The organism is Brevibacillus ginsengisoli (genome assembly GCF_050113715.1).
GTDB classification, from domain to species: Bacteria; Bacillota; Bacilli; order Brevibacillales; family Brevibacillaceae; genus Brevibacillus_H; species Brevibacillus_H ginsengisoli.
The window spans coordinates 24105-43832 of record NZ_JBNJQR010000001.1; the positions used below are offsets into that span (position 1 = coordinate 24105).

The following is a 19728-nucleotide window of genomic DNA, read 5'->3' on the forward strand; positions in this document are numbered from 1 at the left end:
TAGACTTTACGATTACAAAATTTTGGGCAGTGAAGCCAATTAAAGGTCGGCCAATTTCAAGATAATCGGACAATGATCGCTGCCAGTCACGTGTGCGTCTATTTGCGCGTCAAGTAATGAAGGAGCAAGACGCGCAGAGGCGAGGAAGTAATCGATTCGCCATCCGACATTGCGCTCTCTTACTTTTGGCATTTGAGACCACCAGGTGTAAGCGTCCGCCCGGTCCGGATAGAAATAGCGGAAGGTGTCAAGGAATCCAGCACCAAGTAATTGGGTCATCTTGTCACGTTCTTCTGGAGTAAAACCGGAGTTATTCCGGTTGGATTTCGCATTTTTCAAGTCTATTTCTTGATGGGCCACATTCAGATCGCCACAAATAATAACCGGTTTATGGTTGTCTAATTGTAAAAGGTAGTGGCGAAACCGATCCTCCCACTCCAGCCGATAGTCCAGCCTAGACAAATCACGCTTCGCATTGGGAGTGTATACCGTAACAAAATAGAAATGTTCGAATTCCAGCGTAATAATCCGGCCTTCAGGTTCTTCATTCTCTTCCAATCCATAGCGTACCGATAGTGGTTTGATCTTTGTGAAGACAGCCGTTCCGGAATACCCCTTCTTAACAGCGTAATTCCAGTACTGAAAATATTCCGCTCCTATGTCCAGTTGAATTTGTCCTTCCTGCAATTTCGTTTCTTGAACACAGAAAATATCGGCGTCCATCTCGGTGAAATATTCGTTAAACCCTTTATTGACACAGGCTCTAAGTCCGTTTACATTCCATGATACAAACTTCATTGTGGTCATTCTCCTTGCAACGATGGTTGGTTTATGTCTAGTATACTATCATAGTTAGGCCAAAGCTTCGAAAAATAAGATCCAGCGAGTGAATCGTTTATGACGTAGAACTTACAGAATAATACATAGGAAATCGAACAGAAAAGAGGAGGAACAATAATGGTTCAATCGATCGTTCACATTGCTTTAGTAGTAAAAGACTATGATGAGGCAATAGAGTTTTATACAAAGAAGCTAAATTTTACATTAGTCGAAGATACGTATCAGCCGGAGCAAAACAAACGGTGGGTAGTAGTGTCGCCTCCTGGTTCAGTCGGCACAACAATTTTACTAGCGAGAGCGTCTAAACCTGAGCAAGAGCCCTTTATTGGCAATCAGTCAGGCGGTAGAGTATTTCTTTTCTTAAATACCGATGATTTTTGGAGAGATTATAATGAAATGATTTCAAGAGGAATAGAATTTGTGAGGGAACCAAAAGAGCAATCCTATGGAATGGTGGCCGTATTTAAGGATCTTTACGGGAATTTGTGGGACTTGTTGCAATTAAATGATGATCACCCAATCGCCCAAAGAACGAAGCAGAATGAAGTTTAAACAATAAAGCCCGCTACTTTTACAGATAGAAAAGGTAGCGGGCTTATCTATGTAGGTAGTGACTTTGTTGATAATTGCAAATGTTTTAATTAAAACAATGCAATTGGTGGGTCAATCGCTAAAACGGGCTTTCCATCAACAGTTAGCCAAATGTAATAGTGATCAATTTCTTTTCCAGTTTTTGCTTCGCGCTTAGCAATTAAGGCTTCTTGAAATTGAAAAGATCTTTGAGCAGTCTCTTCTCCCAAAGGAAACTTATTAAGTCCCATTGCATCGGCAAAATGTCTAGCTTTGTCGATAGGAATCTCAATGTACTTGTCATATTGCGGCAAATACTCAGCTCCAGCAACTCCCATACCAAGAGACATCACAAGCATTACAGATGTTAAAACGACTCCTAATTTCTTCATCGCATTTCCTCCAAATTAGTTTAATTTTTCCTTTAAAGAGAGAAAAACTTTTACTACTTCAGGGTTGTACATGGTGCCGCTGCAACGTTTGATTTCTTCCAGTGCTGCTTCTTTCGTCCGACCCTTTTGGTAGATTCTATCGGTTGTCATGGCATCATAAGAGTCTACTATGGAAATAATTTCCGCTTCGATAGCTATTTTATCACCAGTTAGGCCTTTGGGATAGCCTTTTCCATCGTATCTTTCATGATGTTGTTCGACAATTTCCCCTGCTTTTTTTAATAATGGAAGATTTGTTTCTTCTAGAATTTCTCTTCCGTAGGTGGTATGCAACTTCATAATCTCCCACTCTTCACTGGTTAACTTGCCGGGTTTCTGGAGAATGGTTAATGGAACTTTTACCTTGCCAACATCATGAAAGAAGGAAGAAAGATTAAGTTTGACCAACTGATTGGGGTCAAGCCCCATTTGTTCGCCTACCATCATAGACATTTGCGCAATTCGGTAGCAATGATCCGCTGTGTATCCATCTTTTTCTTCGATGGCGACGGCAAGATCCATTGTTTTTTTGTTTGCGTGGCTATATATATGAAAAACGGGGCGAGAGGAAATATATAAGAACTCAGTTTCTTCCTCCGCATGAAAAATCAAAGAATTGGTAACAGGGCATTCAAAGTAAGAATCACCAGCAACAAGAATTCTTTCACCTTTCTCAGTCTGGAGTCGAAGTTTACCAGAAAGAAGCGTTATATGCTCCAGGGCATCCCATCCTTCTTGTGGAGTTAACCCCCACTTACCATCTGCTTCTAGTTTATGGTGAATGATTTCCGTTCCATCACCTGAACTGATAAGAGAAACCTCCAGCTTTTTCATCTGGACGGTCTCGATAAATTGGCCTCTGTTTACGATGGACATAACATACACCTCCAGGAAGACACTATGAGTTTTTACTCGGAATTACGATAGAGTCGAATTTTGCAATTAAAAAAATTCTGTCAATAGCTAATATTACCACAGAAAATAGCAATCGGTTTAGATGGATACATACTGAAATAGAAACCGTTCGAAAGGCAGGGGTCTTTCGTATGATTTGGCTTCGTTGGACAAAAAAGAGGTAGTCCTGAACTCCTGTTCTTAGCATTAGAATCATCGCGATAGTAATAATTTTATTACGAAAAATTGCAACAAAATGTTTTATTTGGTATTTTTAGGGTTGGATGATCATGAAATAAATAGGGAAGATTCGTTGGAAAACTGCCGGAGACACCGCAATTGGGGGTTATCCAATCAAGGATTATGATAACTGGCTGAAAAGCAGGTAGGAGAATGCTCATGATGATTGACATTCTAGTAATTAACGAATTGCAGTGGTTTTATGATGGTCAAGTGGTTAGTCCAGCAGTCCAAAATGTGTTTGAAGCCAAGTACTATGAAAACGTAAAAAGAGTTGTCGCTTTAGTTGGCGACAACTGGGATCGTCCAGAATATTTGATCGGCTTTGATTTGGAGGGGAATCAGGTCTTCTCTGCCCAAAGCCCCCAAGGCTTCTTATTCGAATATCTAACTTCGCATCAAGAAGCGGATATCGCCGTGATTTGCGGAGTTGTGGATATTGAACAGGGGAACGAAGCTTGGTCAGATTTTTATTTCGCTGTGAATGATCAAACCGGTGAATTAAACAAAATTAGCCCTGCGAGGTAAGTAACTAGTTTTTACTTGCTGGCTTCCTCGGTCTTCTTACCAACTCTCCCCCGCAATTGGGACAAACGCAATTCATATCTTCCGTACAGGCAGAGCAAAAGGTACATTCGTAGGTACAGATATACGCGAGTGAATTGCCCTCAAGTGGAGAATTACAACGCTCACATTTTTTTCTCATTTCCAACGCCACTATAATCAGCCGCCCTCTCTCTATGTTTTCCGCAGAAATATAACATGTTTACAAGTTTTTTATAAGGGACAGTTTGTTCATACTAACGGGGGACAGTAAAGACTAGCGAATTCGTGTAAAAGTAAGATACAATCATCCCATACACAGAAGACAAAACCTGGTCAATGCGACTAGGTTTTGTTCTGGGAGGATGCGAACGTGATCAAAGCAATTGACGCACACATTCACTTGGATAAATATGATGAACCGTTTCATTTGACGGACATGAATTCTGAGGCTGTGACCCTACAAGCAGCTCAGCTGGTAAAAGGACTGGCCACAAGCCCAATCAAAGCACTGATTGCCGTTTCGATGAATCAGCGTTCTTGCTTGACGGTGCGACGGCTTCAGCAGCAGTTTCCAAAACAAGTTTTTGCGGCTTACGGCTATCATCCGGAACAAGAGCTGCCGAGTGAAGCGGAGTTGAACTGGATCTGTGACTTCATCCGAGCGAATCGGCAGGAGATTGTAGCTATTGGGGAAGTAGGGCTTCCGTATTATAAGCGCACCGAAGCGGAGCAAACCGGACAGGCATTTACAATCGAGCCGTACTGTCAGCTGCTAGAGCAATTCATCCAATTGAGCAAGGAAGTCAATAAACCAATAGTAATGCATGCGGTTTATGAAGACGCCGATATCGCCTGTGACTTGTTGGAGAAGCATCAGGTGTCAGCCGCTCATTTTCACTGGTTTAAAGGGAGCGATTCGACGATTACCCGGATGATCCGTAATGGCTACAGAGTCTCTATCACGCCGGATGTTCTCTATGAAGAAGAGATTCAAGCTCTCGTCAGTAAATATCCGCTAGAATTACTGATGGCTGAGACAGATGGGCCGTGGCCGTTCGAAGGCCCGTTTAGCGGATTGATGACACATCCTCGAATGGTTATCGATGTGATTCAACGAATAGCTGAGCTTAAAGGGCTTTCGATCGATGAAACGGCCAGAACCATTTTTGCCAATACCCAGCAATTTTATCAGCTTCCTTGGGATGGACAAGAATAGTTACATAGGAGTCTCTATGGATTGCAAGCACACCGTTTTATACTCGCGTTTACTATCGTACATGTGAAGGTCCGCCATGTGAATGAGATCATCAAGAGTGCTGGCGTCGCGCGGATAAACGGAGACGCCGATAGAAGCGGTAATATTTATGCGAAATAAGTTGGTAAGCCGCTCTAATTCCTCATGAATCTGTAAGACGGATGCAGCCGTCTCTTCTTCATTCACATCTGGAATGACAATGAGAAACTCGTCACCACCCCATCTGGAGACAAGACTTCCTTTTGGAAGGTTGCAACTCAGGATTGTGGCCACATTTTTTAAAACATGGTCGCCAAAAAGATGACCGTATTCATCGTTGATTAATTTGAAGTCATTGACGTCCACGACGATCATGCTCACTTCTCTGTCTTGCTTTTTCATCGTGTTGAGGAGCTTCATGACCATCTCGGTTAAATAACGTCTGTTATAAACTCCTGTCAGTCCATCATGTTCCGAGTAGTATTTGGCACGATCATACTGTTTGCCTAGAAACCAGGCTACCAGCAAGTAAGTTATGTCGATCAAGTAGATAAACATCCCTACAGCTTGGAAGTCGCTAGAAAAATAGGCAGCTAAAGTAAACAAACAAATGAGTGTTAAAGTGAACCGTCCCGTATATTTCATTTCCACACCTCTTTTCGGCAACCCGGCTGTCGTTGGCTTTTAAAAACCATTAGACCCGCAGCTTTGCGTCCACACCTTTCGATGAGTTTGCTATTTTCGAAGAATATCATTCGATTAGGGACTATATTCCTAATTATACACTGCTTATATGTGTTATAAAATACCTATTAAAATGTTTTTTAATAAAAAAATGCAGAAAAACTCTCAGTGATTCTAATGACCAAAATAGGAATTTAGTATATATTAAAAATGCAGAATATTGCCCCAGTCTTCAGCCTCGGAGGATCCTTACAAGATGGAACAGGACGTACAACTATATAAGAAAGTGCTTAATCATTTAGTGGAAGGCCTTATGATTACGAACCAATCAGGACTCATCACGTATGTCAATCCGGCTTTTACGGATGTTACGGGTTATTCTTTTGATGAAGTGATTGGTCAGAATCCTCGTTTTCTCAAATCGGATTTGCATGATCAAGGTTTTTACAACGAAATGTGGAAGGGTATTGCGAATCTAGATCGCTGGGAAGGTGAGATTTGGAACAAACGCAAGAATGGCGACGTGTATCTTGAGCATCTCATCATAACGGCCCTTCGCGATGAAAGTGGAAATGTTGCCCATTACATAGGATTACTGTCTGATATCACCACCAAACGAAAAGTTGAAAACTCTTTGTGGCAGAGCACGCATGCCTTGAAGGCTGTTATAGAGGCGTCTCCTATCGCGGTCATTACTCTTGATCAGGATCAAAAAGTCACCATTTGGAATCCGGCGGCGGAAGAGATATTTGGTTGGAAGAGAGAAGAAATTGTTCACCAACCGTATCCCCTGATCGCTCAAGAGAATAAGAAGGAATTTGCAAAAATATTCGATGATGTTATGCTCCGAAACAAAAAGTTCACGGGACTTGAAGTGCAAAGGCTGACCAAAGATGGTTTCCTGAAGTGGGTGAGTCTTTCTACAGCTAAGTTGTCTGATAATGAAAACAATACCACTGGATTTATCGCTATGTTTAAAGATATAACGGATAGCAAGCTGGCAGAAGCGCGAATTAATTTTATGGCACTTCACGATGAATTGACGCATTTGCCAAACCGACGGGCGTTAAAAGAACGAATCGATGAAATCGTCATTTCGACAACGGATCAAAACAAGACCTATACGATTTTGTTTATCGACATTGATCACTTCAAAAAGGTAAATGACTCCTTAGGCCATCAATATGGGGATACCCTTCTGATTTCTTTGGCCAATCGGATGAGCCGCTGCCTTGGGATAAATGATCGTTTGTTTCGCATTGGCGGAGATGAGTTTGCCGTGCTTTTATCTGATGTGGAGTCAGAACAGGAGATTGGTGAGATCGCGCAGAAAATCATCAACTGTATTGAAGAGCCTGTGATTGAGCAGGGTTATGAGTTTCATCTCTCCTGCAGCATCGGAATCGCCGTCTATCCGAACGACGGAACCGATACGGAGACGCTATTGGTCAACGCGGATACGGCCTTGTATCGAATTAAGGATAAAGGAAGCCATTATCAATTCTATAAGCCCAATATGAATGAAAAAGCACAAGAGCGAATCGTTATCGAAAACGATTTGTACCGTGCGTTGGAGCGTCATGAATTTGAGCTGTACTATCAGCCGCAAATTCATGTGAAGACCGGTAAAGTCGTCGGAGCGGAAGCTTTGATCCGCTGGAACCATCCCAAATGGGGACTCGTGTCACCCGCGCAGTTTATCCCGTTGGCAGAGGAAACCGGCTTAATTATACCGATTGGCGTTTGGGTGATGCGGACGGCTTGCCGCCAGTTAAAAGAATGGAATGAAGGAAGGATGGAGCCGATCTCGATTGCGGTGAATCTTTCTTCCAAACAGTTCATGAAGCATAACCTCATCTCTACGGTGAAGTTCATTCTGGAGGAGAGCTTGTGCAACCCGAATTATCTGGAGCTGGAGATTACGGAGAGCATGGCGATGGATGTCAGTCATACGATGAATACCCTACAAGAACTAAAACAGCTTGGGGTCCAAATCGGCATGGATGACTTTGGAACGGGCTACAGCTCGCTTCATTATCTCAAACGTTTGCCAATCGACAAATTAAAGATAGACCAATCCTTCCTGAAGGAGATTACGCAGGGAGGCAACGATGCGGCCATTGTCGCAACGATTATCTCTATGGCGCACAACCTGAATCTCAAAGTGACGGCAGAAGGCGTAGAGACCGAGGAACAGCTGCAATTTTTGCGGGAGCATCACTGTGAAGAGGCGCAAGGGTATTTGTTTAGCCGACCGATTCCGGCAATGGAGTTTTCCAACAAGTTCTTATTGATCTAATATCATTCAATGAAAAAAGAGACTCGTTCTTGCTTAGGCAGGAAGCGGGTCTTTTTTGCTTACCTTTGGACAAGTACTTAAATTTTAAAAAGTAGCTTGACAAAAGTAAGTAACATAACTTATTATACTTACATAAAGTAAGTTAAATACTTTTCACTCATTCATAAAGGAGAGGAATTATCATGATGAATCTAGGTCTTTTAATCATTCGTTTGGTTGTAGGTTTAACCTTCGCGGGGCACGGCACACAGAAGTTGTTTGGCTGGTTCGGCGGATATGGCTTGAAAGGAACTGGCGGTTGGTTGGAATCAATCGGCGTCAAACCAGGAGTCCTGATGGCCGCCATTGCCGGATTACTTGAGCTTGCTGGCGGTTTGTTCTTCGCAGCTGGCGTATTTACGTGGGTGGCTGCACTTTTCATTGTCATGACGATGTTGGTCGCAATTGTAAAGGTTCATGGCAAAAACGGTTACTGGGTAACGACGAACGGATTTGAGTACAATCTGATGTTAATCGCCGTTGCTGTGGGTGTCGCCCTCATCGGTCCTGGCGCATACGTTTTGTTTTAATATCTAATCCACAAACAAGAGCCGCTTCGCATGGAGTAGGCTCTTGTTTTTTTGCCATGGTTTGACAAGGGGATCATGCATATTAATAATGGTCTTGTTACATATGAATAGAAACAGTCGATAATCCTCTATGTAAAGGTGGGATACAGATGGATGTTATAGAAGCGATTCGTACAAGAAGATCAATCGGCAAGGTAAAAAGTGATCCCGTAGATCAACAGGTGATCGAAACGTTGCTCGAGGCGGCGACTTGGGCGCCTAATCATCGACATACCGAGCCGTGGAAATTCTTTGTCATGACAGGGGAGGGCAGACGCAAGCTGGGAGAGGGATATGCTGCCGTTACGCGGGATGAGATGGATGACCCGACGAGCGAGGAGAATCAGAAGCGTTTGGAAAAAGAAGTAGAAAAGGCTTTTCGTGCCCCACTCGTCATCACAGTGGCGGTGGTTCCTTCCGATCACCCGGATGTGCTGCTGTTAGAAGAGCGCGCTGCAGTGAATGCCGCCATCCAAAATATGCTGCTGGCTGCTCATGCGCTTGGACTGGGAGCCATTTGGCGGACGGGTAAACCAGCCTACCACCCCATAATGAAGCAGCAATTTGGATTGCGTGACCAAGATGAAATTCTCGGATTCATTTATATTGGCTATCCTGACATGCCGTCGCCGAAAGGGAAACGGAAAGCCTACACGGAAAAAACGGTCTGGATAAACGAATAAACCTTCGAATCAGCTAGTAAAAGCAGCCGAAATGCTTCCACTCCGCAGTTGATGGCAAAGATGGCGTAAAAGTAGTGGTATCCCAACCAGCTGACTTCGATCGCGCAAAAAGTTTGAGTGTAATGGAAAACATCTTCCAAGGCAACAAAGACGCTATACCTAAGAAGTACTTCTGTCCAAAAATGGAAGCACTTCTTTTTTTATGATTAAGTTTTATTTCTTTTTCATTGAAAAAACGTCTTCATCTCGATATGGTAATAGAGTTAAATAGCCCCATTCTTTTTAGGAGGACAGGAGAGATCGCATATGATACACCTACCGATAAATGAGCACTTATCCTTGAAATTACCCGAGCCAGGGGACGCCCCACAACTTTTTGCGCGGATAGACGAATCAAGAGAGCATCTTAGTAAATATCTTCCGTGGGTAGAAATGACCAAGAATCTGCATCATACGGAATCTTATATTGATTACCTTCGCAGCCAATTTGAAGCGAAGCGAGTATGTAAATTCTCTATTTTGTGTGACGAAGAAATCGTTGGCGAAGTAGGATATGGATTTATTAATGCCAAAGACCGCTCAGCAAGTCTGTCGTTCTGGTTGGCTAGCAAGTGGGAAGGGCAAGGGATTGCTACTCAGTCTGCCCGTGCCATGATCCAATATGGCTTTACGGAGCTTGGGCTGAATCGAGTGGAAATCCACTGTGCGATAGACAACGAGCGCGCGCAGCAGGTTGCGAAACGTTTGGGCTTTGTGGAGGAAGGCCGGCTTCGTCAAGGCGAGTGCCGCTATGATGAGTTTGTGGATGTGTTTTTATTCGGAATGCTGAAGGATGAATGGACCTTCAACTCATAATAATGATTCGTTCGATTTGCTATTTTTATCCAAACTGTCAGGGAATCGACATAAAGGATATCAAATCAATCTAGTGAGCATGAACAATGACGATATAATATAGCTTGAGGATTTATATTGAACGATCACGTTAAGATCTTGTAGGAGTGAATAGGAGAGTTGATAATGAACTCTTGGTCTTATCCAATAGATGAACAACCACGAAAACAGGCGGAAAAACATGCGATTTGGATCGCTCTAACGTTCCTTGGAGCGTTTTTGGCTTCGATCTTCCTTTATCCTTATTTTTATTTCGTTCTGACCTCTAATCATTACTTGAGTGTACATACGGTTCTGGAGTTTTTTAGCATAGCTGTCTCTCTCTCCATTGCGATTCAATGCTGGATGATGTTTCCCTACAGCGCAACCAGGCATCGTTTACTGATTGGCGGTATATTTTTTTCGGTGGGTCTGCTCGATCTCATGCACACCCTAACCTATAAAGGAATGCCAACGATCCTGTATATGAATAGCGCTGCGGCTACCTGGTTTTGGATCACCGCGAGAATTACAGAGAGTCTTTCATTATGTATCCTGTTTTGTCTGAAAGATCAATCGATCGATAAAAATAGCCGGTTGCCAATTTTTCTGCTGGCCTGTCTCTATGTTTTTTCACTTGCTTACATTATCTTGACGAAATTCAATCAACTGCCAACGCTTGTCATTCCAACAATTGGTCCAACTCCTCTGAAAAATTCCCTTGAATACCTTGTTTGCGCCATCCATTTAACGACCGCGCTGATCGTTCTAAGATTATATCGTCGCAAGCCCAGACTACCGCTGCTTTCGTTAAGCCTTGCATTCTTTATCTTATTTTTAGGGGAGCTTTTATTTACTCGCTACCATGATGTTTACGATTGGTATAACGTGATTGGACATATCTTCAAGGTTTTTGGCTACTTATTCCTGATGAAGGGAATCTATATTTCGCTGATCGAGGAGCCGTATACGAACCAACGTCTAGCCGAGAAAAAGGCCAAAAAACATCAGAAACAGCTAGAATTGATAACTTCTACAGTGGGGGAAGGATTATTTCTCCTAGATACTCAAGGGAATGTGACTTTCTCGAATCCCGAAGCGGAACGCCTGACAGGCTGGAGCAATGAAGAAATCATCGGCAAGAACATGGATGAACTCATTACATACCTCCATTCTCCCATCTATCAAACGATTCACTCCGGTGTAACGAGTCGGATCGATGATGATTACTTTATGACCAAAGAGAAGGTACTCCTACCAGTCGCCTATGTGGCTGCTCCTATCCATGAAAAGGGAAGTGTAGTCGGAGCGGTGATCTCTTTCAGTGATATAACCGCTCGCCAACAATATGAAGCCCAAATCAAGTATCAGGCTTACTACGACAACTTAACTGGACTGCCGAATCGTCACCAGCTGATGAATCAACTGAACAATGAGTTGGCGAGAGCGAGGGAAGAAAATCGCGTCCTGGCTGTGATGTTTCTGGACCTGGATCGATTCAAGAATGTGAATGATTATTTTGGACATGCCGTAGGAGACATGCTTTTGCAGGCTGTTGCCACACGACTGGTGCAGTGTGTGGACAACTGCGCGAGTGTGTTTCGAATGGGCGGGGATGAATTTGCCATCATCTTGACTGATGTGAAGCATGCCAGTCAGATAACGGAGCTCGCATCTGTCATTATTGATACATTCAGCCAGCCTTTTACGCTTGAGGGACGTGAAGTCTTCATCACGACGAGCATTGGGATCAGCTTGAATACTCGAAAAAGCGAAGACGCAACCACATTAATTAGACATGCCGATATGGCCATGTATTACGCCAAGGAATTAGGCAAGAACAATTACCAATTCTACACAGTTGAGATGAAGGAGAAGGTAATTGATAGTTTGGAGTTGGAAAATCAGTTGCACCAGGCTTTGGAGCGTCAAGAGCTGATCGTCTACTATCAACCGCAGATCGATATCGATTCAGGGAAAATTGTCGGAATGGAGGCTCTCATCAGATGGAAGCATCCTGAGCGAGGATTGGTTCCACCAGGGGAGTTCATTCCACTGGCGGAAGAGACCGGATTGATTGTCCCAATCGGAAAATGGATACTGCGTACGGCGTGCAAGCAAAATGTAGCCTGGCAAAAGCTCAATTATCCGCGCCTTCGCTTATCGGTGAATCTGTCACTAAGACAGTTTCAGCAAGAGGATTTGGTTGAGTCGATCCGAGAAATACTGGAGGAAACCAATCACAATCCAGAGGATCTGGAGCTGGAGATCACGGAAACGATCGCCATGTATAATGAGACGTACGTGATTTCCAAGCTGCAAAAAATCCGGGATCTTGGAATTCACATCGCGATCGACGATTTTGGGACTGGCTATTCGTCTCTTAGCTATCTGCGCAAGTTCCCGATCAATACACTCAAGATCGATCGCTCCTTCGTGAATGATCTATCTGTCGATCAGAGCGCTTCCGCAATTGCCACCTCTACCATCAGCTTGGCTCAGTCCTTGCAGCTCTGCGTTGTCGCCGAAGGGGTTGAAACCAAGGAACAGCTTGATTTTCTACACAAGCATAAGTGTGATCGTGCCCAAGGCTATCTTTTCAGTCGACCTGTCTCGGCAGAGGAGTTTGAGAATCTGTTGGACTCATTCGATTAAATTAACAAACTAGATGAAACAGACAAACCAGTCGCAACCTTATGAGAGTTGCGACTGGTTTTTATTGTTAGCATTTTCTTAAATGTAGCTTTCCAGAGATATGTCATAAAAATTTCTGAAACTGTATACACACAAGTATTCACATTTTTGACCTGTTATAATACAATATAAGCAAGAAACAAAGGAGAAGGGGAGATACGAATGGTTCCAGTTGCTATTTTTTATCGGAATATTCAGAAGAAAGTGTGCGTCTGCTGTGGTCATGAATTTGAAGAACAACATGAATCCTACCTATATGAATGCGAGCGTTGCATGAATGAACGCGACGAATAAATAGAAGAGCTATCGCTGAGAGGTTGAATCCAGTCGATAGCTCTTTTGTTGTTTTATGGCTCGAAACTTAATTCCTCAATAGATTCCACCACGTTACTTAGTTTGTAACAATCGACCCAACAATGAATCCAGTGTTTCAAAAGTAAAGCCAGCCGCTCTCGCTTTCGTCGTATCAATAGAGAGGGATGCGGGAAGGGCGTAGGGTGAGCGATCGGTTGGGTCTGCATTTGTAATAATGGTCGCCTTTTTCCCCAGAGAAGCTTCCATTCGCTTGATCAATTCCGCCATAGAGATATCGGCTTCACAACCAGCATTAAACGGTCCAGTTTGTTTAGTGTCTCCAATCCAGCTTAAGAAACGTCCCGCGTCGGCAGAGGAGATGAAGCTGTAGCGTTCATCAGGCTGATCAATCCCGATCGGCAGCCCTTGCTTAATCCGGTCGGTGTGAAACGTAAACCGATTCGTGTAATCATCCGGGCCAACCACCAGCGGGAAGCGAACGGCAACGACATCAAAAGGAGCTTGTTGGAACAACACAGCTTCAGCGGCCCGCTTGGCTTCCTGATAACCGAGGAGCCCTGGATATTCCTTGCGGGTTTTCAGTGTATAACCGAAGGAGTAAGGATCAAAATCGGTTTCTTTTCGAGCGGGAGCAAAATCATAGACAGCCATCGTGGACGTGAAGATATAACGCTTGATTTTACCGGAGAAAAGCTCCATCACATCTTGTGCCTCTTGAGGAGAATAGCAGGTTTGATCATACAAAACATCCCACTTCCCAGCTTCCGCCGCTTGGGCAATGGTTTCACGTGATTCGCGGTTCAGCCGTAGGCGCTCAACCTGATTGCCAAATGGATCTGGTGTAGTTCCCCGTGTAGCGATGGTTACGTTAACCCCTTTTTCCAAAAGATCCTGAACCAGGTGCTTCCCAAAGAATTGCGTTCCTCCCAAAACAAGCGCTGATTTCATGCGGATTCCCCCTTTTTCAATAGCCGGATGAATACAACTTGAACATCTTATAAAAAAATTTTAATCGAATAAAAAGGATTAATCAAGAAAAGTTAGAAAATTAAATATATATTCAATTCAAAAAGGCAGAACCCTACTTGAGGTAAAGGTTCTGCCTATCGGGAGAAATTCTATTCGTGAAGAAAGAGCGTTTCACAAAAGCGTTTACACAACTACTTTTGGGCAAGTCAAGCGGGTTAATTCAACGAGTTCAGTCACAAGCGAAGCGACACGCTCTTGTCCATCTTTCGCAACGAATTCAGCCTGCTCATTGAAACATTGCGGATCAGCAACGAATTGGCTTGGTAACGCAAGGCCATATACGCCACGAACAACCGTACGAAGGCTGTTTAGCGCGTTAATGCCGCCTTTTCCACCGCCGCATACGGCTGCCAAGGCAACTGGTTTGTTTTTGAACTGTTTGCCCCCCAGGAAATCAAGCGCATTCTTGAGCGCGCCAGTCATCGAATTGTGATACTCGGGAGTTGTGATGAAGAATCCGTTAGCCTGCTCAGCCAATTGGATCAGACGAGCTACTTCCGGATGGCTGTATGATTCATTCGTGCCATTATAGATAGGGAGAAGATGGATCCCGGCGTCAAAAGACAGCACTTCAACCTGATGGTTACTCAATTCATTGGAGATGAAGGTTGAGAGTCCGCGGGTACGAGATTGTAGAGTAGCACTTCCATTAATGACAAGTATTTTCATGATTGAGATCCTCCTCGTAATTCGTTCTGTAGCTAAAGTATGGCACAGAATGAATACATTGTAAACATTTCGATATGTTAAGTATGTAAAATAGGCGAGTAGCCCCATAGAGCTTGTATCTCGTATAAAAGGCTCTTCATTAAAAAGCCAGGGGGTGAAATTTTGTAATATTTTGTACAAGTGGGAATGAATGGTATAAAATGGGTGGAATTACAAGTTTCGAGGGAGGGATTGGCAGGGTGGATTGGGGACATGGATTTCTACTCACTTCTTTACGGATGAACAAGTTGTTTAAGTCGCGCTACGATGAATTTTATTTGGATGCTTATTTTGGACCTGATGAACTTGTCATACGGGTTGATCAAGAAGAGATCAAAAGTCCACTGGAAATGCAAAGGGATGTAGAGGATCTCCGAAATTCACTTGATGAGCAGGGGTATTCAACAAGCCGCAGGAGGTTCCTGGACAAACAACTGAGCGGGATGGAGACGATGCTCAAATGGTTTACGAATGAACCGCTTGCTTTTGAAGAAGAGGTTGAGACGTTTTTTGATGTCAATCTCCATTGGATACCCGATAGCTATTTTGAGCATGGCTTGGAAATCTTTGAGCGTTCGCTGCCTGGAGAAGGAAGTCTTCAAGAACGATTTACCTTTTGGCAAAAGAGAAATACCCAGGAACTCTCTTCTGATAGGCTCTACTCGATCATAGAGGGTGCCACAGCTGAGGCGAGAAGGAGGACGAATGAGCGGTATGCGCTACCAAAGGGTGAGAATGTAGAAATTCAAACAGTAAGGAATAAATCATTTGGGGCAGCTAACTGGTACAAGGGAAACTATCATTCTCTGATGGTGTTTAATCTGGACCGACCGAAGAACCTGTTCACCCTATTACCGCTAATCTGTCATGAAGGGTATCCCGGACACCATACCGAGTCTAGTTTGAAAGAGGAATTCCTTATTCATAAACAGGGGTATATGGAACAGTCAGTGTTGATCACCTTAAGCCCCAAATTGATTCTGACGGAAGGTATTGCCGAAAAAGCGTTTGAGATGATATTTACATATGAAGAGGCAGCAGAGTGGATGGTAGAACATGTATACTCTCCACTGAAGATCGAATATCGGGATGCTGACTTGCCACTACTGCTCCAAGCAGCTACGCGAAATTCACTGGATCAGATTTCTAGCAATCTCGTCTACTTATTTCACACTGGCAAATCTCTTGAAGAAATCATCCGCTACGGAGTTACCTATACGTTAATTGATGAAAGTATCATAAGAGAAACGGTTGAACTGATCAGCCGTTCCCGATTCTATCGGAACTATCTGTTAAGCTACGCCTACGGAAAGAGGATGGTTGATGAGTTTATACAAAAGGGAGATCCGCATCTCCAGTTCTATCGCCTGCTCACCGAACAATTCACACCAGAAGAGGTAAGAGAATCATAGAGAAAAAGGAGACGATCAGAATGAATGGAGTACATTTGTTAACAAGTGATCAATTGGATGAGTTTATCACGATTACTGGAGATGCTTACCCTGCGCTTAATCTCGCATTGCCTGATACCAAAGAAAGAACAATCGCGCGGATGAAACAGCGAATGGAGCAGGAGTCGATCAACTTCTATGGATATTTTCGGGATGGTCAATTATTGGGAGGCATGATCCTGTATGATTACCTGTTGAATTTTCGCTCGATTCAGATACCTGTTGGTGGAGTAGGGATGGTGGCGGTTGATTTTCTTCACAAAAAGGAAAAAGTCGCGAAAGAACTCATCACCTTCTTCATCGATCATTATCGGGAACGTAAGATGCCTCTCGCGTTACTCTATCCATTTCGACCTGATTTTTATAAGCAAATGGGCTTTGGCTTTGGGACTAAGAACAATCAGTACAAAGTGCTTCCCTCCGCTTTTCCATCCAACGGTGAGAAACGTCATCTACAGTATCTGACCAAAGAAGATGTGCAGCTGGTGCGCGAATGCTATGATCGGTTGTTTGCGCATACACATGGGATGATCAAAAAAACGGATCTTGATCTAAGAGCGCTATTCGACAATCCTGAGAATCGATTGGTGGGAGTGAAGAAAGGAGACACGCTTCATGGCTATATCGTCTTCTCTTTTAAACAGGAACATGAGTTGAATTTTGCTCTAAACAATATGATCGTCAAGGAATTCATCTACGAGACGCCAGAAGTGTTGAGCGAAATCTGCACCTTCCTCAATAGTCAGTCTGATCAAATCAATCGCATTGTAATCAATACACAAGATGAGTTCCTCCATCATTTATTCGATGATGCGCGTAATGGTGATGTTAAACTGATCCCACACGTAGCTCACCCTATCAATGTAGCAGCGATCGGTTTGATGTACCGTGTAATCAATCAGGATGCGCTGTGGTCTTATCTGGCTCATCACAATTTTGACGGGGTGAACTGTAAAGTAAAGCTTACCGTGCATGATTCGTTTATAAATGGGTCGGATAACATTACGAATCCGCCACCTCCAAGCACCATCGTTCACTTTGTCGGAGGTTATCCTACACGGATGGAAGAGGGTGAGGAATATGAAGTTGAAGTGAAGATTGGGGTAGCAGATTTCTCCTCCATGCTGATGGGAGTTGTTCCGTTCAGTAAGCTCGTTTCGTATGGGCTTGCGGAAGTTTCAAATACAGAGTATGTAAAGAGATTGGGTCGTATCTTCCAGACATCAGAGAAGCCGATTTGCACCACGATGTTTTAGACAAATAATAAAGAAGAGGTATGATCCCGATGAGAGAGATCATACCTCTTTGATGTTTCTAGGCTAGAAAGTAGAGCCAGCTTCCTGGCGGCGAAGATCGATTCGACGGATTTTACCCGAAGTAGTCTTCGGCAATTCCTGAACAAATTCAACTTTGCGCGGATATTTGTAAGGTGCGGTTAAGCGTTTGGTATGTTCCTGAAGTTCATGGAGAAGCTCTTCGCTTGGCTCGAAGCCTTTTTTCAAGACGATGAAGGCTTTCACGACATGTCCGCGATCTGGATCAGGACTAGCCACAGCAGCACATTCTTGGACGGCTGGGTGTTTGACTAGCGCATCCTCTACTTCAAATGGCCCGATCGTATAGCCAGAAGAGATAATAATATCATCGGAACGGCCTTCAAACCAGATATAGCCGTCTTCATCCATCCGTCCCTGATCACCAGTCACGTACCAGTTTCCGCGGAAGGAGCGGGAAGTTCTTTCTGGATCATTGAGATACCCTTTGAACAAGGCAATCATTCCGCGCTCAATGGCGATATCGCCTACTTCTCCGATTGGCAGCTCATGGCCTTCCTCGTCGACGATGGCTACCTTGACGACAGGGGATGGTTTGCCCATGGAACCCGGACGCGGCTCTACGCCAACAAATGTGCCGATCATAAGCGTATTCTCGGTTTGACCGTAACCGTCACGCACCGTAATATTGAAGGCGCGCATAAAGGTATCAATTACTTCGCGGTTCAGCGGTTCGCCTGCCGAGACAGCAGAGCGCAGGGCGGAGAGGTTGAAGTTTTCAATGCCATTTACTTTGGCCATCATTCGGTATTCGGTAGGAGTCGCGCACAGAACCGAAATCGGGTATTTCTCCATCAGAGAGAGGTAAGCCTCGGCGGAGAATTTTCCTTGGTAAACGAAAGCGGTACCGCCTTTGCCCAGCGCTGATACAAATGGGCTCCAGATCCACTTCGCCCAACCAGGACCTGCTGTCGCCCAGACAAGATCATCTTCACGGGCGTCGAGCCAGAAGGTGGACGCTACCGCCAAATGTGCAAATGGCCAGCCGTGCACGTGCATGACGCCTTTGGGACCGCCAGTCGTTCCGGATGTGTAGGAAAGAAAGGCTAATTCATCTGAGTGTGTACGAGCAGCTTCCAACTCTTCAGATGATTGGGAGATCAATTCCTCAAACGCCAACCAGTCATCATGCTGTTGACCAAGCAGAATATAATGCTCGACACTCGGGCAGTTGGCGCGAATCTCGTCCACTTCATGACGGATTCCGCCAAAGGCGATAATCGCTTTGGCGCCAGCGTGCTTGGCTCGGTATTCAATATCCTTGCCGCGGAGCATTTCTGATCCTGGCATGATAACGCTTCCAATTTTGTTGAGTGCCAGATAGATTCCATAGGATTCCACTCCGCGAGGGACGAGGACGATCACTTTGTCGCCTTGTGCAATTCCAAGAGATTTTAGACTATTGCCGATCCGGTTGGAGTACTTTCTTAGTTCCTGATAAGAAACCCGAAGCTCCTCACCGTCTTCGTTTACGACGAGCACAGCTGGTTTGTCTGGATGGGCCGCGGCGTATTGATCAATCTGATGGGCAAAGTTGTAATACTCCGGGATAGTAACGGTGAAATTTGAATCGAAATGGTTTGCTTGACTCATCAAATAATCCCCTCCACGTCACGATAGAATCCAATATTGGATCTTTTTAGAATAGTACCATAAGTTCTATTTTACGAAATCATCAGACGATTGCTAGTCCTTTTGTTAAGTTTACAATAAAGTTGTTACAATTTAGTGAATTAAATTCTTGTTTATAATAATTATAAAGAAGTATTGACTCTAAGTAGCGTGGGTGCTATAGTAATTTACAGCTAATCAATAATAATTCTAATTGATTCACAACAGATAGTGAAGATAGGAGATCAAATCTGATGAACCAAGCGATTGTCTATTCCAGTATGAATTGTAGTTATTGCAAACAATTGAAAACCTTCTTGGAAGAACAAAATATTCCGTATGAAGAACGTAATATCGATGAGAACGACGCGTATGGCGAGGAATTAAGCAAACTAGGCTATATGTCTGTTCCAGTCACTGTCATCGGGGATAAGCAAGTGCTCGGTTTCAACCCGGCCCGCATTATGAAATTGCACGCAGCCGTTACAAGTGCGTAATGCTCCCTAGACATCCTTTGCGCTTTGCTAAGCAAGGGATGTCCTACATAAACTTCATGTGTTTACAAAAAAGGTGACAGCAGGTAGCCCAAATGCCTGACTGTCACCTTTTTTCGTAGAGGGACGAAGTTTTCTCTAATATTATTGGAAAGATAAATTGCTTTAAGTGGTAAAGTAATTTATCTTT

Annotated in this window: 20 protein-coding genes, 1 pseudogene and 1 riboswitch; of the genes and pseudogenes, 13 read left to right on the forward strand and 8 right to left on the reverse strand. The window is 43.8% G+C overall.

The features are described from left to right. Positions 1-39: 39 nt before the first annotated feature. Positions 40-798: an exodeoxyribonuclease III gene (locus ACQCN2_RS00140; RefSeq protein ID WP_426926856.1), complete on the reverse strand. Its 759-nt coding sequence runs from the start codon at positions 796-798 to the stop codon at positions 40-42. 159 nt (positions 799-957) lie between these two features. On the opposite strand from ACQCN2_RS00140, the gene ACQCN2_RS00145 reads away from it, so the two are divergent. Beyond that, positions 958-1392 carry a VOC family protein gene (locus tag ACQCN2_RS00145; RefSeq protein WP_426926857.1) on the forward strand — a complete coding sequence of 145 codons (435 nt, stop codon included), beginning with the start codon at positions 958-960 and terminating at the stop codon, positions 1390-1392. An 89-nt stretch (positions 1393-1481) separates the two neighbouring features. Here the strand turns inward: ACQCN2_RS00145 and ACQCN2_RS00150 are convergent, their stop codons facing one another. Next, positions 1482-1802, reverse strand: a complete 321-nt coding sequence (locus tag ACQCN2_RS00150; RefSeq protein ID WP_426926858.1) for an 8-amino-7-oxononanoate synthase — start codon at positions 1800-1802, stop codon at positions 1482-1484. Between the two features lie 15 nt (positions 1803-1817). Then, on the reverse strand, positions 1818-2675 hold the full coding sequence (locus ACQCN2_RS00155; RefSeq protein ID WP_426926859.1) for an HD domain-containing phosphohydrolase: 858 nt from the start codon (positions 2673-2675) through the stop codon (positions 1818-1820). A gap of 459 nt (positions 2676-3134) precedes the next feature. Between ACQCN2_RS00155 and ACQCN2_RS00160 the strand changes: the two genes are divergently transcribed. Further along, a complete protein-coding gene (locus tag ACQCN2_RS00160; RefSeq protein ID WP_426926860.1) occupies positions 3135-3503 on the forward strand; it encodes a hypothetical protein in 369 nt (122 codons plus the stop codon). A 4-nt stretch (positions 3504-3507) separates the two neighbouring features. Here the strand turns inward: ACQCN2_RS00160 and ACQCN2_RS00165 are convergent, their stop codons facing one another. Further along, positions 3508-3693 (reverse strand): DUF1272 domain-containing protein, encoded by a 186-nt coding sequence (locus ACQCN2_RS00165; RefSeq protein ID WP_426926861.1) that lies wholly within the window; start codon positions 3691-3693, stop codon positions 3508-3510. A gap of 198 nt (positions 3694-3891) precedes the next feature. Here ACQCN2_RS00165 and ACQCN2_RS00170 point away from each other — a divergent pair, with 198 nt between their 5' ends. Continuing rightward, positions 3892-4737, forward strand: coding sequence for a TatD family hydrolase (locus ACQCN2_RS00170; RefSeq protein WP_426926862.1), 846 nt, complete (start codon positions 3892-3894; stop codon positions 4735-4737). On the opposite strand, the gene ACQCN2_RS00175 is transcribed toward ACQCN2_RS00170, so the two are convergent. After that, positions 4738-5400: a GGDEF domain-containing protein gene (locus ACQCN2_RS00175; RefSeq protein WP_426926863.1), complete on the reverse strand. Its 663-nt coding sequence runs from the start codon at positions 5398-5400 to the stop codon at positions 4738-4740. A 13-nt stretch (positions 5401-5413) separates the two neighbouring features. Next, positions 5414-5502, reverse strand: a riboswitch (cyclic di-GMP riboswitch). A 193-nt stretch (positions 5503-5695) separates the two neighbouring features. Here ACQCN2_RS00175 and ACQCN2_RS00180 point away from each other — a divergent pair. The 7 genes and pseudogenes from ACQCN2_RS00180 to yhfH all read left to right on the forward strand — a co-directional run bounded on the left by ACQCN2_RS00180 (position 5696) and on the right by yhfH (position 12890). Further along, on the forward strand, positions 5696-7738 hold the full coding sequence (locus ACQCN2_RS00180) for a sensor domain-containing protein (protein ID WP_426926864.1): 2043 nt from the start codon (positions 5696-5698) through the stop codon (positions 7736-7738). 182 nt (positions 7739-7920) lie between these two features. Then, positions 7921-8307, forward strand: coding sequence for a DoxX family protein (locus ACQCN2_RS00185; RefSeq protein WP_426926865.1), 387 nt, complete (start codon positions 7921-7923; stop codon positions 8305-8307). Between the two features lie 149 nt (positions 8308-8456). Continuing rightward, a complete protein-coding gene (locus ACQCN2_RS00190) occupies positions 8457-9029 on the forward strand; it encodes a nitroreductase family protein (RefSeq protein ID WP_426926866.1) in 573 nt (190 codons plus the stop codon). A 35-nt stretch (positions 9030-9064) separates the two neighbouring features. Then, positions 9065-9181, forward strand: a pseudogene (locus tag ACQCN2_RS00195) (D-ribose ABC transporter substrate-binding protein); the annotation flags it as partial. 154 nt (positions 9182-9335) lie between these two features. Next, on the forward strand, positions 9336-9884 hold the full coding sequence (locus ACQCN2_RS00200; RefSeq protein WP_426926867.1) for a GNAT family N-acetyltransferase: 549 nt from the start codon (positions 9336-9338) through the stop codon (positions 9882-9884). 165 nt (positions 9885-10049) lie between these two features. After that, positions 10050-12557, forward strand: a complete 2508-nt coding sequence (locus tag ACQCN2_RS00205; protein ID WP_426926868.1) for a bifunctional diguanylate cyclase/phosphodiesterase — start codon at positions 10050-10052, stop codon at positions 12555-12557. A gap of 201 nt (positions 12558-12758) precedes the next feature. Then, on the forward strand, positions 12759-12890 hold the full coding sequence (gene yhfH, locus ACQCN2_RS00210; protein WP_426926869.1) for a protein YhfH: 132 nt from the start codon (positions 12759-12761) through the stop codon (positions 12888-12890). Between the two features lie 93 nt (positions 12891-12983). Here yhfH and ACQCN2_RS00215 read toward each other — a convergent pair whose 3' ends face one another. Together ACQCN2_RS00215 and ACQCN2_RS00220 are read right to left on the reverse strand one after the other, a co-directional pair. After that, positions 12984-13859, reverse strand: a complete 876-nt coding sequence (locus ACQCN2_RS00215; RefSeq protein ID WP_426926870.1) for an NAD-dependent epimerase/dehydratase family protein — start codon at positions 13857-13859, stop codon at positions 12984-12986. A gap of 204 nt (positions 13860-14063) precedes the next feature. After that, positions 14064-14609, reverse strand: coding sequence for an NADPH-dependent FMN reductase (locus tag ACQCN2_RS00220; RefSeq protein WP_426926871.1), 546 nt, complete (start codon positions 14607-14609; stop codon positions 14064-14066). A 239-nt stretch (positions 14610-14848) separates the two neighbouring features. Between ACQCN2_RS00220 and ACQCN2_RS00225 the strand changes: the two genes are divergently transcribed. Continuing rightward, complete coding sequence (locus ACQCN2_RS00225) at positions 14849-16060, forward strand: hypothetical protein (protein WP_426926872.1); 1212 nt, start codon at positions 14849-14851, stop codon at positions 16058-16060. Positions 16061-16080: 20 nt separating this feature from the next. Next, a complete protein-coding gene (locus ACQCN2_RS00230) occupies positions 16081-17355 on the forward strand; it encodes a GNAT family N-acetyltransferase (RefSeq protein ID WP_426926873.1) in 1275 nt (424 codons plus the stop codon). Between the two features lie 63 nt (positions 17356-17418). Here the strand turns inward: ACQCN2_RS00230 and ACQCN2_RS00235 are convergent, their stop codons facing one another. Continuing rightward, positions 17419-19026 (reverse strand): acetate--CoA ligase, encoded by a 1608-nt coding sequence (locus ACQCN2_RS00235; protein WP_426926874.1) that lies wholly within the window; start codon positions 19024-19026, stop codon positions 17419-17421. Between the two features lie 272 nt (positions 19027-19298). Between ACQCN2_RS00235 and ACQCN2_RS00240 the strand changes: the two genes are divergently transcribed. Further along, the gene (locus ACQCN2_RS00240) at positions 19299-19541 is read left to right on the forward strand and encodes a glutaredoxin family protein (RefSeq protein ID WP_426926875.1); all 243 of its coding nucleotides are present in this window, start codon (positions 19299-19301) and stop codon (positions 19539-19541) included. Positions 19542-19728 lie beyond the last annotated feature (187 nt).

Bases quoted from the DNA above. Each gene is read 5' to 3' on its own strand.
- ACQCN2_RS00140 (WP_426926856.1), bottom strand. From the start codon at position 798: ATGAAGTTTGTATCATGGAATGTAAACGGACTTAGAGCCTGTGTCAAT.
- ACQCN2_RS00145 (WP_426926857.1), top strand. From the start codon at position 958: ATGGTTCAATCGATCGTTCACATTGCTTTAGTAGTAAAAGACTATGAT.
- ACQCN2_RS00150 (WP_426926858.1), bottom strand. From the start codon at position 1,802: ATGAAGAAATTAGGAGTCGTTTTAACATCTGTAATGCTTGTGATGTCT.
- ACQCN2_RS00155 (WP_426926859.1), bottom strand. From the start codon at position 2,675: ATGAAAAAGCTGGAGGTTTCTCTTATCAGTTCAGGTGATGGAACGGAA.
- ACQCN2_RS00160 (WP_426926860.1), top strand. From the start codon at position 3,135: ATGATGATTGACATTCTAGTAATTAACGAATTGCAGTGGTTTTATGAT.
- ACQCN2_RS00175 (WP_426926863.1), bottom strand. From the start codon at position 5,400: ATGAAATATACGGGACGGTTCACTTTAACACTCATTTGTTTGTTTACT.
- ACQCN2_RS00180 (WP_426926864.1), top strand. From the start codon at position 5,696: ATGGAACAGGACGTACAACTATATAAGAAAGTGCTTAATCATTTAGTG.
- ACQCN2_RS00185 (WP_426926865.1), top strand. From the start codon at position 7,921: ATGATGAATCTAGGTCTTTTAATCATTCGTTTGGTTGTAGGTTTAACC.
- ACQCN2_RS00190 (WP_426926866.1), top strand. From the start codon at position 8,457: ATGGATGTTATAGAAGCGATTCGTACAAGAAGATCAATCGGCAAGGTA.
- ACQCN2_RS00200 (WP_426926867.1), top strand. From the start codon at position 9,336: ATGATACACCTACCGATAAATGAGCACTTATCCTTGAAATTACCCGAG.
- ACQCN2_RS00205 (WP_426926868.1), top strand. From the start codon at position 10,050: ATGAACTCTTGGTCTTATCCAATAGATGAACAACCACGAAAACAGGCG.
- yhfH (WP_426926869.1), top strand. From the start codon at position 12,759: ATGGTTCCAGTTGCTATTTTTTATCGGAATATTCAGAAGAAAGTGTGC.
- ACQCN2_RS00215 (WP_426926870.1), bottom strand. From the start codon at position 13,859: ATGAAATCAGCGCTTGTTTTGGGAGGAACGCAATTCTTTGGGAAGCAC.
- ACQCN2_RS00220 (WP_426926871.1), bottom strand. From the start codon at position 14,609: ATGAAAATACTTGTCATTAATGGAAGTGCTACTCTACAATCTCGTACC.
- ACQCN2_RS00230 (WP_426926873.1), top strand. From the start codon at position 16,081: ATGAATGGAGTACATTTGTTAACAAGTGATCAATTGGATGAGTTTATC.
- ACQCN2_RS00235 (WP_426926874.1), bottom strand. From the start codon at position 19,026: ATGAGTCAAGCAAACCATTTCGATTCAAATTTCACCGTTACTATCCCG.
- ACQCN2_RS00240 (WP_426926875.1), top strand. From the start codon at position 19,299: ATGAACCAAGCGATTGTCTATTCCAGTATGAATTGTAGTTATTGCAAA.